Raw genomic sequence first — 13,424 nt, forward strand, 5'->3', positions numbered from 1 at the left:
GTGTTACACACTTGGTAGACTGCACTGATAATATTGGACTAAATGAGTCATGACTTAAGTAAAGTCTCAGCTCAACAGGCCCTAGTCACTCAGGTGTGATTGAACCCAGAGTTTCACTTCACTGAAGCGGTACTTCTCTAAACTAGCGAACCCTCTGCAGGCTCGTAACTTCAACTTAGTGAAGATTGGCGTCGTTAGACCACACAAAAAACGCGACACCAGAACGATACTGGATGCCTTACCTAACTTAGACACAGCCTCAGCAGTAATTTGATTAAAATCTATCTCATCGAGAGGTTTTAGATAGGGGATTGGAGGTAGCACCGCCTGCTCGCCTCGGCAAACCGAACAGGTACCACAATTTTGAGTCATCTGCTCGTCGGCAAAGTAGTGTGCCAGCTGATGACTCAGACATTGATCCGATGTAAATAAGCCAATCAACTGATTAATGCGTTTTACTTCACTGGTCTCTTTACCATTGAAGCGTTCGAACAGGGATATTTGTAGCTGTTCCCGGTCAAACCGGGTATCGAGAATTTGATATACCTGAGTCATCTGTTTACTTTGCAGCTCAATCATTCCCTTTTCATCAAGGTAGTTGATTGCTTTCAATACCCGCTGACGGTCACTGGCATAAGCAGTATTCAGTTTATCGAAGTTCACACTGGACCATATCTTTGCCCTGTCAGCGCTGGTAAATATGGCCCGGATAAAGTCTCTCCTCTCCTCTTTAAAAAACTCAATTATCTGTGCCTCAGGCATAAGGTATTTAAACTTATACTCTGCAAAATAGCTGTATGTCGGCTTAATAATGTTCAGAAGTTCGAGGTAAACCAAGAGTGTTTTTAAAGACAGGGGCCGGATATTGGACTGATTAGATAAACTGTTAAGTACGACCTCCCACTGAGCTTGTCCAGAGCTCAGCTCTGCCGCTTTGAGGATCTCATCGAGAACAACGCTGATGGCGCCGGGCTCGGGCGTATCACCATAAACAAAGTTCTCCAGGGTGCTCAGGTTATCGGCATTGGCGAGAACTAAACAATCTGAGTTCAATCCATCCCGTCCCGCACGACCAATCTCCTGGGCGTAGTTTTCGATGGATTTAGGCAGGTCATAATGCGCCACAAAACGGATATCGCTCTTATCTATCCCCATCCCGAAGGCAATGGTCGCGACGATGATCTCTTGCTTTCCGGACATGAAGTCATGCTGGATAGCCTGCCTGACCTCGGACGCCATTCCGGCATGGTAGGCCTTGGCAGGAATGTTGCGCTGGCTAAGTTTCTCGGCCACAAATTCTGCGGTTTGTTGCAGGGTGACGTAGATGATGCCGGATTGATGGACTCTGGAGCTAAGCCATAACGCCAACTCGTCAACTTTATCCCTGCTAGCGACCCCCTTAACATTTAAGTGAAGGTTGGGCCGATAAAACCCGGTTAAGGTGACTTTTTCAGGGGCTATGCCAAATTTACTGCCCATATCCTCTATCACCTTAGGTGTCGCTGTGGCAGTCAGCAGTAGAGTTTGAGGGATATTCAACTCTTTCCTGTATCGTGGCAGCTTAAGGTAATCAGGGCGAAAATTGTGGCCCCACTCGGAGATACAGTGAGCCTCATCGACCACTAACATTGAAACCGGCACCTCACTGATAAACTGCCTGAAACGCTCATTGTTGAGTCTCTCAACAGAGATCATCAATATCTTTACTTCTCCCTGTCTCACCCCGCGCATGACGTCCAGGGTTTGCTCCCGACTCTGACTGGAGTCGATACTGGCAGCGTTAATTCCCTTCGACTGCAGGAATGACAACTGGTCCTGAATCAAGGCTAATAGTGGCGAAACCACTAAGGTAAGGTTGGGTAGCGCAATTGCCGGCAACTGATAACACAATGACTTACCCGAGCCAGTAGGAAATATAGCCGCGGCGCTATGCCCTTGAAGAACATGGTTAATCACATCATATTGACCACTCCTGAAATCTGAAAATCCAAAGTGAGCCTGTAATAATGCATGGGGAGATTGAGACATAAAATTAACCTGTCGAAAAGAGTTTTCTTATGCGTATATGATAACACTCATCTACATAAGCTGTGCGGCGCCGCGATAGTTACCGGGCACAATATTTGGTTTTCCCCATCGAGAACGGGAAACAAAAGCTGAGATTCAAACGATTAAACTAATATTAATTCAACAAGCTGGCTCACTCACCTGTTACGATTTCAGAGTGAAATGGGCAATAATTGGGTTATGGTCCGAAGCGTCGGTCACTTTAGATTCCGCATGATGGAAATCGAGCCCCCGATAGAAGAGATGATCTAAGGCCAGGCCGAAAAATCGTTGACGTTCATCCAGATGATACTCAGCCTCACTTAAACCAAAACGCTTGGCAAACTCATAGATCAGCTTGAGTCTGTCGTTTCGCCAGGTATTAAAATCGCCGGCAAGAATTATCGGACCGCTATGCCCACCGAGTTCCAGGCTTAAGGCTTCGAACTGCTCGGTATAACGGGTCAGTTTCCAGTCAAAATTGATTCCATGAAGATTGACCACCAGAAGTGTCTCACCATTGGAGAGAGGATAATGAGTGATAAGTGCCGATTTGGCGAACCTAATCAATGGCTCTGTGGCATGAAACGCACAGGCACTGCTGGCTTGTGAGACGGATAAATTCATTACCCCAAGCGAAGTGCCAAAAAGTTTGAACGCTTTAGTCATCGCCACATTTAAGGAGTGAGAGTTGATGAAATCAACCATCTCGGTGGTGAGTCCGGCCTCTTGCAGTAACACGAGTTGGCTGGAATGAGAGAGTCGCTTAAGCACTTGTTTCCAGTTTTTCCTTTTTTGCTTGTAGATATTCCACACCGACACATTAAGCCTACCGTCAATATCGAGGTGACCGGAGGAGGTAGGATGTGCACACTGAGTTTGAAAAATTGGTTCGACCAAATTAATCATCACCTTGGGAGTACCGTTAGCGTGGTTAATCCCACTAAAAGTCAGGACAAAACTAAAAGTAATAAAACAAACTAAAGCCAGTAACCATCTGGTTTTTGAGAAAAATTTCATTCAATAACATCGAAAATATAAATCACCTACTAACATCATAAGTCCTGGAGAAAGAAAAAACCAATAACCCACTCGTTATAAAACCGTGAATAAGATTAAATTTACTTAATATGCAAGGTAACTGTTTGGTTATCCGTCAAAAAGTCTGTCATTTCCCTGGAATTAAATGCAAACTGAATCAGAAGTATATTTTTCCTTTAGTTTTTCCTAATGGCGCACTATTCAATGGCACATTTTTATCAACTGCTAACCCTGGCAGGCATCCTGTTCTACTGGGTCATCATTGCTGGCATTACCGTAAGAATTATTATCAAGCGTCGATCTGTCGGTGTCTCCTTTGCGTGGATGATGGTCATTTACGTCATCCCTATCGTTGGCATTTTTGCCTACCTGCTTTTTGGTGAGCAGAATATCGGCCGAACCCGGGCCCAACGCGCAAAAGATATGTATCAACCCTACGCCGATTGGTTCGCCCACCTCTATAAAATCCGCCAGTATCGGCCGAATGTTTTGAGCTCACATGCTCAATCTATCAGCGCCCTGTGTGAGAACCAATTGGGGATCCCTTCATTGGCGGACAATGCCCTTGAATTACAATCGACACCCAAGCAGATCCTGAACTCTCTCATCAAAGATATTGATAGGGCAAAGTCGACGATTCATCTGGAGTTTTATATCTGGCACCCCGGTGGCATGGCCGATGACGTGGCGTTAGCTCTGATTAATGCCGCAAAGCGTAATGTATCCGTTAAATTATTATTAGATTCAGCCGGCAGCAATCAATTTTTTCGAAGCCAATGGCCAGCCATACTCGAGGCCGAGGGGATCCATATTGCAAGGGCATTAAAGGTAAGCCCCATCAGAGTCCTGTTTCGACGTATGGATCTCAGAATGCACAGAAAGATAGTCGTTATTGATAATAGCATTGCCTATACAGGTTCAATGAACCTGGTCGATCCAAGCTGTTTTAAGACCAATTCGGGTGTCGGGCAATGGATCGATGTTATGGTCAGAATAAAGGGCACCACGGTCCCTCTGCTCAATGCCATTCAGTCATGGGATTGGGAAGTGGAAACGAATCAACGTCTATTGCCCGAACTTCCTGTTTGTAAGCCCCATACCGAACCTGAAAAAGTCGATATGGTCCAGGTGATCCCATCGGGCCCGGGGATGCCGGAAGAGATCATCCATGAAGTTCTGCTGCAAAGCATATATCAAGCGGAACATAAAATTGTGATCACTACCCCCTACTTCGTACCCAGTGAGAACCTGTTGGTTGCGCTCATTGCTGCATCCCATCGAGGTGTCTGCGTTAACATTATCATTCCTCATAAGAATGACTCCGTCATGGTCGAGTGGGCCAGCCGTTCATTTTTTTGTGAGCTGTTAAGCGCCGGAGTTAAAATACATAGATTCAACGGTGGCCTGCTACATACCAAGTCTGTGGTCATCGACGAAAGTCATTGCCTTATCGGCACGGTCAATCTGGATATGCGCAGCCTATGGTTAAACTTCGAGGTGACACTGGCCGTGGATGACCAGAACTTCACAGACCAAATGAATCTTCTCCAACAGTCTTACATAGATAATGCCCATCTTGTCGATATTGAGGCTTGGCAAAAGCGCCCCGTCTACAAACGAGTCATCGAGCAGTTTTTCTACCTCTTCAGTCCGCTACTCTAATTGATGAGATTAAAACAGAGAGATATCGTCAGAAAAACCATTAAATGATGAGGTCACAGGTCATAATAGTTCGAAAAAACACTTCTTATCTAATGATTTGTTTATCTATTATGCAAACGCCTAAATCCACTGTTTTATCGCTTGACCGCGTTATGGGTTTTGCGTAAAGTACGACCCCGTTAGCAGGCAATGTCTGACTAAATGTGGAGTCAAACACATTAAACATGACTAACAATTTGGTGAGGTGTCTGAGTGGCTTAAGGAGCACGCCTGGAAAGTGTGTGATGGGTTAAACCATCCGAGGGTTCGAATCCCTCCCTCACCGCCATATTTAGAAAAAAGGCTGTCCGAATGGACAGCCTTTTTTCGTTCTGGGTTTGTCCCGTCCTGAGATAATAGCTAGCCAAACCCATTTGTAGTACACCATTAAGTTAGAGTGTTAGATCAACTTTTATCTTAGTCATATGCCGCTTAATTTCGTGTCGTGTCGTGTCGTGTCGTGTTAAATCGGAAAAGATCTGCAGGGTTGATAGCAAGCTATGTCGATCACTTTCGATGAAAAACGTTTGAATATTAATAATAAGAGTAAGAGTCTGAGAAACGGGCTGGCTGCATATATCTCGTATATACCATATACTGTTGTTCATATACTCAAATCATCATCAATATCGAGCGAATCATGGAAGTCGAGCTACTTGAAATTCGAAATTTCATCCGCCAATATCCCCCTTTTGATCAACTGCCTGAAGATGCATTAATCGAAGTTTCAAAAAGTGTCGAGATCTCATACTACCGAGCTGACAGTATGATCATTGAATTTGCTGATAAAATTCACGATCTCTTTATGGTCCGCAGTGGTGTGGTCGAGATATATCGCCGTACTGGTGAGCTTTATAACCGTCTTGACCAAGGTGGCTTATTTGGGCAGATGGGGCTATTAACTAATAATAAAGTTCGTTTCCCAGCCAAATCAATTAAAGACACTCTTTTATACTGCATTCCACAGAATATTTTTGAAGAGTTCTGCGAACGCTATGAGACCTTTGCCGACTTTGTTGAAGTAGAAGGCAGTATTCGATTACAGCAAGCAGTTGAAGATAATAGTGATGATGCCAACTCACTGACCACCTCAAAGGTAAAGACCTTACTCAGTGGCGAGCCTGTGATGCTACCTATCACCACCACAATTCAGAACGTGGCCAAAATCATGTCTGAAGAGAATGTCTCTGCTGCAATTATCAATGATCCAACCCTCGCCGATGAAGGTGGCAACAGCTTTGTTGGCATTATTACTGAGCGCGATCTGTGCGCAAAAGTTATCGCGCAAGGGCTAGATGTCGATACCCAAGTGGTCGAGGTGATGTCAACAGAGCTGATCTCTTTGGATCACAACGCCTACATTTTTGAAGCGATGCTGTTAATGCTTCGCTATAACGTTCATCACCTCCCTATTCTAAAAAACAAACAACCGATAGGCTTAATTGAAGTCAGCGACATCATTCGTTATGAATCACAAAATAGTTTGTTATTTGTCAGCAGTATTTTCCAGCAAAATAGCATTGAAGATTTGATTATGCTGTCGAATCAACTCAAAGACTGTTTTGTCCGCATGATAAACGAAGATGCCAACTCGCACATGGTCGGTCGGGCGATGTCTGAAATCGGCAGAAGTTTTAAACAACGTCTGCTTGAATTGGCTGAAGAAAAATTAGGGCCACCGCCGGTGCCGTACTGCTTCTTAGCGCTTGGATCAATGGCTCGCGATGAACAGCTTATCGTGACCGACCAAGACAATGCGATCATTCTCGATAACGAATATCAAGAGTCACTCCATGGGGATTACTTTAAAGCGCTTGCCACCTATGTGTGTGATGGTTTAGCCGCTTGCGGTTACACCTATTGTACGGGCGACATCATGGCAACTAATCCTGAGTATCGAAAAACACAATCTCAATGGGAAGCGTGTTTTGCTGATTGGATTGAGAATCCAAACCCGCAAGCTTTGCTTAATAGCTCAATATTTTTCGATCTCAACGGTGTGTACGGCAGACCCAAATGGGCTGAACAGTTGAACGCGTTTATCCTTAGAAAGGCGAAAAAGAACAACCGCTTCTTGGCCTGTCTTGCCAGAAATGCATTAAACCGCACACCACCACTTGGCTTCTTTAAAGACTTTGTGATGGAAAAAGATGGCCGCCATAACAACTCCATTAATTTAAAGAGAAGAGGTACGGCACCTTTAGCGGACCTCATCCGTGTGCACGCCCTTGCTATCGGCTCCCAATCCCAGAACTCATTTGATCGATTAGAAGACATCATCGAAGCGGGGATTTTACCTCCATCAAAAGGTAAAGATCTGCAACATGCGATGGAATTCATCTCTTTGGTTCGCATTCGTCATCAAGCATTAGACATAGAGTCAGAGCAAGAGCCAGATAATAATATTGAGCCAGAAAACATGTCAGATTTTGAAAGGCGAAATTTGAAGGATGCCTTTTTGGTCTTAAGCAGTGCGCAAAACTTTTTAAAATTCCGCTACAGTGCCAACAGCATGCAGGGATAAATAATGCGTAATTTCAGTAATCAAGAGGTCTTAAACTGGAAAGCTTTTTTGCAAATTAAAGCGCTAGAAAGTAAAGATAGCCGCCTGACTCACTTTTATAATGCCGGCACTTACCATGAAGAAACCAAACTTAAGGATATTGACTTTGTTGCCTTAGATTTTGAAACCACTGGACTGGATGCAAATCAAAACAGCATTATAAGCATTGGTTTAGTCCCTTTTACTCTGCAACGAATTGCTTGCAGACAGGCGAAACACTGGTTTGTAACACCGGAAGATAAACTGCAGGAAGATTCAATCATCATCCATGGTATTACCCACTCAGATCTGAAAGGTGCGCCGGATCTATTGCGGATCTTAGAGCAGCTGTTGGATGAACTGGCTGGAAAAATTGTGGTGGTGCATTACCGCAGAATTGAACGTGACTTCTTTGATGCGGCGCTAAGAAGCTTAATCAAAGAAGGCATTGTTTTCCCCGTTGTTGATACCATGCAAATTGAAGCTGATATCCAGCAGGCTCGCCCGAGAAGCTTTATAGATTGGCTTAAAAATACCCGTCCAGAATCGATTCGACTCGCCAATAGTCGTACGCGTTATAATCTGCCAACGTATCCGCCACACGATGCTTTGACCGATGCAATTGCCACGGCGGAGTTACTGCAAGCGCAAATTCACCACCACTTCAGCCCAGACACACCAATAAAAAAACTGTTGTTATAATATCAATCTTGGTTATAAAGCTTTAGCAATAAAAAAGCCGAGTGATGCAGAATTCAAAGAATAATTGCATCACTCGGCTTTTATTTTGATCTAACTATTCAACAGATTAACCAGGACGTTTTTCTGTTCGTAGTCCCTTTATCAAACTGACACACATCACCAACAAAATAATGGTGAACGGCAAGGCTGTTGAAATAGCACCGGCTTGCAAGGCTTCAATGGCTTCGGTACCACCCACCCAAACCAGACCGGCAGCAATTGCGCCTTCAATAAATGCCCAGAATACGCGTTGAGGAACTGGCGCATCGACTTTACCACCTGATGTGATGCTATCGATAACCAGTGACCCAGAGTCTGATGAGGTCACAAAGAAAACCAGCACTAACACAACAGCGAGTAGAGACAAAATATTACCCATTGGCAATGCGTCAAACATTTGGAACATGGCAAGTGGCACTTCTGTTAAGCCTTTTTCACCTAACGTACCGACTTTATTAACGATTTGATCAATCGCAACACCACCAAATACTGACATCCAAAGCATAGTAACCACCGTTGGTACAATGAGTACAGCAGTCATGAACTCACGAATTGTACGTCCACGTGAAATACGCGCAATAAACATGCCGACAAAAGGAGACCAAGAGATCCACCACGCCCAATAGAAAACAGTCCAGCCATGCATCCAGGCTTCATCTTCACGGCCAATTGGGTTACTTAATGGAATAATATTTTCAATGTATCCCATGACTGTTGTCGGAATGGTTCCCATGGATACTGCAAAAGTCACCAAAGTCACAAACACCACTAAAGCAAGTGCCAGCAGCATATTGACATTACTGATGATTTTTACACCACCTTCAATGCCACGAACGACAGAGATAACGGCTAACAAGGTCACTATAAATATGATAGCGATTTGAAGCATTAAGCCATTTTCAATTCCGAACACATGATGAAAACCACTCGCGGCTTGTTGAGCACCCAGTCCCAGAGAAGTCGCGAGACCAAACAGAGTGGCAAGCACCGCTAGAATGTCAACAACATGCCCAGGCCAACCCCAAGTGCGATCACCCAGGATAGGATAAAAGACAGAACGCATGGAAAGCGGTAAGCCCTTATTGTAAGCGAAAAATGCTAACGACAGTGACACGACGCCATAAATCGCCCATGGGTGAAGTCCCCAATGGAACATGGTGGCGCCAAGAGCCAGCTTAGCGGCTTCCGGTGTGTTTGCAGCAACATTTAGTGGCGTTTCGTACCAACCGGTAAAGTAGGCAACAGGCTCTGCAACCCCCCAAAACATGAGTCCAATACCCATACCAGCAGCAAATAACATTGCTATCCATGACTTCATCGAATAGTCGGTTTTTGCCTCATCACCACCTAAACGAATTTTGCCATATGGGGAGACAATCATTGCTACACAAAAAATCACAAAAATATTGGCAGACCACATAAACAAACCATCAAAAGCGCCAATGATTTTCCATTTTATGCCGTCTAATACAGATTTTGATGTTTCTGGGTCGGCCACCAAAATGGCTAATAAAAATAGGCCAATTAAGGCTGCGCTGATCCCAAAAACAGGATTGTGAACATCAAAGCCCCATTTTTGAATGTTATCTTGTCCGATGGTGTAATCGGTATTATCAATACTGTATTTATCTTTTCTTGTATTCATTGATCCTCGTTTAGAACAACTTTCATTCGAAAAATGTACGTTATTTTACTTTATTCGACGGAAACTTGCAGCCTATTGCTGAAAGCAATCACGTCTCATGTGACCTTCCAGACAATAGATTAAGAATTCTTGATGAAAGTTCTTAGTCAGATCGCCAATTGAGTTTTAAATTTATCTAACTTTAGGGCTTCGACAAGCATAATATCTTTAACTGTGAACTATTATGAGTGCTATCGATACTAGCTGGGTGCCCTATTAGGTAAACGTACATTGCCATCGACTCCACCTTGAACCGGAGATGTTTCGTGTAAAGAGTTTCTTTTCCATTCAGAATATTTCTTCAATTCCCGAACATCTTCGATATCTGCTCTACTGATACCATGATTAATCATCTCCTCATCTGTCTCTTCCCGCTCCATCATATCGAGAATGATATCCAACTGACGATAGTTATGACCAATACCAAACTCATCGGTGATCCCAAACATCATATCGGGAGAAGCCAGTTGCTTCTGGATTTCATCGGGCAGCTCCAAGTGTGATGCAAGTTGCCACACCTGTGTCTTGTACAGTCCCGTCATTGGTTGAACAGGCAGGTCGTCAACACCATCCTTAACAAACCAACCTATTTCAAACTCCGAGCGATTGGCTGCGCCGATCAGGCTTAGATTCTCTTCGATGGCTTTTTTATTCAGTAGCTCTCTTCGGTGTATATGGCGCTCTGAAAAACCCCGATCGATATGGCATATAATGAACTTATACATCAAACACTTAATCCATGAACCTTCACCGACACGACTGCCTATTTTAAGAGATGTTTTAAATGGTACTTCCCCGTTAATAAAACGGTAAGAGTGTTGAATCATACGGTTAAAGAGAGCTGAATAAGGTACCAGCTTCATAATCAGAGGAGAATAAATGTTTTTACTCTTCATGGCCGGTGATATATCTGCAATATCGAGCCTTATATCCAGCCATTGCGCCATAATCCGCGCTTTTGCCTCAGAGCCCTTTTCGCTATCACGGTCATACAGAAAAGAAGCGTGCACATTCTCCTTTCCAACGGCCCTTACGGCAATAGTGAGCAGCACAGAGGAGTCGATGCCACCGCTAAGGCCAAGAAGCAATCCATTACTCTTTTCTGTTTCGACCAATTTTTTAAGGTACGACTCTATAAGCTGTACAGTCAAATGAGCATCAATAGAAAGATTTGCGTTCATCATAACCTCAATAATTTCGTTTTCATCTTCACACAACGCCTTAATCAGCGATGAACCAGCCGTTAATCCGGTAACATGTCCGGGGCTTTCTATAACCTGTTATGCGTTTGATAGTGTGGGTATATCGTTCCGACAAATATTTTGATTAGATTGCAATTAAAACTATAATAAAAAACCAGCCAATTGCCGTATTAAATTCGTTGAATTATTGAAGAGTTTGTCAGTTTTAGCCACCCTACTGTGCCAATATTTTATATCCCGAACTAATACCAACCGCTATAAAAACACTCGTCCACAAAAAAGCCCCATCTTTCGACAGGGCTTGATACGTACACACTAAATTTTAAATCACTGACACTTAGCTTAGCTTAAACTTACTCACCTCTTCGGCCATGGCATTGGCATCTGCTAATAAGGTTTCATTTAGCTGACTGAGCTCGTCGGAGACCACCTGGGTATTTTGATAAGTTTCACTGATCTTAAGTGCATTACGATTGACCTCTTCGGAAACTGCTGACTGCTCATGTGTTGCAGCAGCTATCTGTTCGTTCATACTGTCAATCACACCCACTTCATGAACAATCTTATCGAGATCTTGACCCGCTTTTTCCGATTCGGTAACACTGATCTCTGCCTGGGACTTACCCTTATCCATCGCTGTAACGGCAACCACAGCCGCTTTTTCGAGGCGTTCAGTCATATCCCTGATATCTTCGGTTGAGGTTTGCGCTCTCTGAGCCAAACTTCGCACCTCATCGGCGACAACGGCAAACCCTCTTCCCATCTCACCGGCACGTGCCGCTTCGATCGCTGCATTTAAGGCCAACAGGTTCGTCTGTTCTGCGATGCCACTGATCACCCCTAAGACACTCACAATTCCTTGAATATCATTATCCAATTCATGAATAGCGGTAGATGCCTCGCCTATCTCCTGTGCCAATAAGTTAATACTGTCGCAGGTTTTGCTGACCTCAATATTTCCCTCTTTCGCTTCGACATTGGCCGCTGTGGACGCCTCAGAGGCCTTCACCGCATTGATTGCGATCTCTTGCACCGTCGCACTCATCTCCGTCATCGCCGAGGCGACTTGCTCGGCCTCGCTATGCCCGATAGCAACGTCTTGTTGCATAGCCGTTGCACAGGTATCCATCTTCTCAGACGCATGCAATAGCCTGTCGGTATTATCCCTGACCTTATGAATGACTTGCTCAAAATCATTCATCATATTATTGAAAGCCCTACCTAATTCACCAAGCTCGTCATTTGTCTCACTTTTAACACGAACACTAAGATCGTAATTTTGCTGTGCGGTACTGATAGTTGAGTGCAGGTAATGCAGACGATTGTGCATATATTTTGCGACAGTAACCGAGATAAAGATGACCAGCGCACCTGAAATAATCAATATGACTATGATACTCAACATCACAGATTGGGAGGCTTTCAGCTGTTTTTCTGTCACGCTAATCAGGGACTCAGATAGCGATTTTTCGAATGCACGCACCAATTCGATTCGGGCTGTGGATTTAGCAAACCAACTCTCGGCGCTTTGAGCACTGATAACCTCACCCTTTTGTCTTAATGCAATCTGTCTGAGTGCCTGAACATCGGCTACGGCTTGAGAACTGGTCAGTTGTCTGTACCGGCTTTTAACCTCTTCAGACGCCAAGGCAAGAAAGCGCTCTTCGTAACTGGCTTGCTCCGATACCAGAGTGACAAACTTAATAAACATGCCTGACTTAAACTCAGGATTTCCGAATGTGGAACTTAACACCGCACGTTCTATTCCCGCTCTCTCCTTCATCTGAAGATAGGCACTGAATGAAGCAGCCTGAATTGCAATTTCCTGGCTATCCCCCTCTTTGGCCGTTTGATCGACAATACTCAATAACATCTTATTAAGCTGGGTGTAGTAACCGACCTCTTCGGCTACCGATATCGACAGACTATCGACACCGGAGCGGATATTGTTCAGTCTGGAAACTTCGGAATTAACGCGGCTCAGCTGAGTCGAGAATACCGCAGGTAAGGTATTATCACGGACGAATGTATTAAACCCTGATAATTGTTTATCGGTTAATTGTCTCTGACCCGGAAGTTTACCGGCAAACGATTTGCCTTTGGACCCTAGAAAGCCGGCACTCATTCCCCGCTCTTTTTGTAACTCATGAACGAGATCACTATTCACGGTCGCCAGTTGACTCAGCACTTTTACCTGCTCGAGCCCGTGTCCCAGTTGATACTGGTTATATACAACAGAAGTACCAAATAGAATACAACCTATTATCGGAGGGAGTATGACGAGCATAAGTTTGTTTTTTATGCTTAAATTTCCGATCCATCGAAGCTTCATGAAAATATCCTTTCTAATGTCACTAAAGTTCACTTTCGACTTAAAGTTTAGCGTACATAGGGTTAATTTTTTGGATGTTATAGAAAAAAAGCCTCCAAAATGAAGACTTTTTATTCAAGATCATACTTGAAGGCT

At 44.1% G+C, this 13,424-nt stretch carries 8 protein-coding genes and 1 tRNA gene; 4 read left to right on the forward strand and 5 right to left on the reverse strand.

The genetic code is table 11. The annotated features are described in order from the left end of the window. Window positions 1-81: 81 nt before the first annotated feature. Together SSED_RS12150 and SSED_RS12155 are read right to left on the reverse strand one after the other, a co-directional pair. Window positions 82-2,028, reverse strand: a complete 1,947-nt coding sequence (locus SSED_RS12150; protein WP_012142662.1) for a RecQ family ATP-dependent DNA helicase — start codon at window positions 2,026-2,028, stop codon at window positions 82-84. A 183-nt stretch (window positions 2,029-2,211) separates the two neighbouring features. Next, the gene (locus SSED_RS12155) at window positions 2,212-3,066 is read right to left on the reverse strand and encodes an endonuclease/exonuclease/phosphatase family protein (protein ID WP_012142663.1); all 855 of its coding nucleotides are present in this window, start codon (window positions 3,064-3,066) and stop codon (window positions 2,212-2,214) included. A 225-nt stretch (window positions 3,067-3,291) separates the two neighbouring features. Between SSED_RS12155 and cls the strand changes: the two genes are divergently transcribed. From cls to SSED_RS12175, 4 genes are all read left to right on the forward strand, one after another. Then, window positions 3,292-4,749 carry a cardiolipin synthase gene (cls, locus tag SSED_RS12160; protein ID WP_041421669.1) on the forward strand — a complete coding sequence of 486 codons (1,458 nt, stop codon included), beginning with the start codon at window positions 3,292-3,294 and terminating at the stop codon, window positions 4,747-4,749. Window positions 4,750-4,987: 238 nt separating this feature from the next. Further along, a tRNA-Ser gene (locus SSED_RS12165) sits at window positions 4,988-5,077 on the forward strand. Window positions 5,078-5,428: 351 nt separating this feature from the next. After that, window positions 5,429-7,312 (forward strand): DUF294 nucleotidyltransferase-like domain-containing protein, encoded by a 1,884-nt coding sequence (locus SSED_RS12170; RefSeq protein WP_012142665.1) that lies wholly within the window; start codon window positions 5,429-5,431, stop codon window positions 7,310-7,312. A 3-nt stretch (window positions 7,313-7,315) separates the two neighbouring features. Beyond that, a complete protein-coding gene (locus SSED_RS12175) occupies window positions 7,316-8,032 on the forward strand; it encodes a 3'-5' exonuclease (RefSeq protein WP_012142666.1) in 717 nt (238 codons plus the stop codon). A 106-nt stretch (window positions 8,033-8,138) separates the two neighbouring features. Here SSED_RS12175 and SSED_RS12180 read toward each other — a convergent pair whose 3' ends face one another. The 3 genes from SSED_RS12180 to SSED_RS12190 all read right to left on the reverse strand — a co-directional run bounded on the left by SSED_RS12180 (window position 8,139) and on the right by SSED_RS12190 (window position 13,289). Beyond that, entirely contained in the window at window positions 8,139-9,716 is a 1,578-nt protein-coding gene (locus SSED_RS12180; RefSeq protein ID WP_012142667.1) for a BCCT family transporter, read from the reverse strand. Window positions 9,717-9,955: 239 nt separating this feature from the next. Then, window positions 9,956-10,939 carry an NAD(+) synthase gene (gene nadE / locus SSED_RS12185; RefSeq protein ID WP_150104335.1) on the reverse strand — a complete coding sequence of 328 codons (984 nt, stop codon included), beginning with the start codon at window positions 10,937-10,939 and terminating at the stop codon, window positions 9,956-9,958. Between the two features lie 355 nt (window positions 10,940-11,294). Continuing rightward, the gene (locus SSED_RS12190) at window positions 11,295-13,289 is read right to left on the reverse strand and encodes a methyl-accepting chemotaxis protein (RefSeq protein ID WP_012142669.1); all 1,995 of its coding nucleotides are present in this window, start codon (window positions 13,287-13,289) and stop codon (window positions 11,295-11,297) included. Window positions 13,290-13,424: the final 135 nt, after the last annotated feature.

It is taken from the genome of Shewanella sediminis HAW-EB3, from assembly GCF_000018025.1.
In the GTDB taxonomy this organism is placed as follows: Bacteria; Pseudomonadota; Gammaproteobacteria; order Enterobacterales; family Shewanellaceae; genus Shewanella; species Shewanella sediminis.

Bases quoted from the DNA above. Each gene is read 5' to 3' on its own strand.
- nadE (WP_150104335.1), bottom strand. From the start codon at position 10,939: ATGATGAACGCAAATCTTTCTATTGATGCTCATTTGACTGTACAGCTT.
- SSED_RS12150 (WP_012142662.1), bottom strand. From the start codon at position 2,028: ATGTCTCAATCTCCCCATGCATTATTACAGGCTCACTTTGGATTTTCA.
- SSED_RS12155 (WP_012142663.1), bottom strand. From the start codon at position 3,066: ATGAAATTTTTCTCAAAAACCAGATGGTTACTGGCTTTAGTTTGTTTT.
- SSED_RS12180 (WP_012142667.1), bottom strand. From the start codon at position 9,716: ATGAATACAAGAAAAGATAAATACAGTATTGATAATACCGATTACACC.
- SSED_RS12190 (WP_012142669.1), bottom strand. From the start codon at position 13,289: ATGAAGCTTCGATGGATCGGAAATTTAAGCATAAAAAACAAACTTATG.
- SSED_RS12175 (WP_012142666.1), top strand. From the start codon at position 7,316: ATGCGTAATTTCAGTAATCAAGAGGTCTTAAACTGGAAAGCTTTTTTG.
- SSED_RS12170 (WP_012142665.1), top strand. From the start codon at position 5,429: ATGGAAGTCGAGCTACTTGAAATTCGAAATTTCATCCGCCAATATCCC.
- cls (WP_041421669.1), top strand. From the start codon at position 3,292: ATGGCACATTTTTATCAACTGCTAACCCTGGCAGGCATCCTGTTCTAC.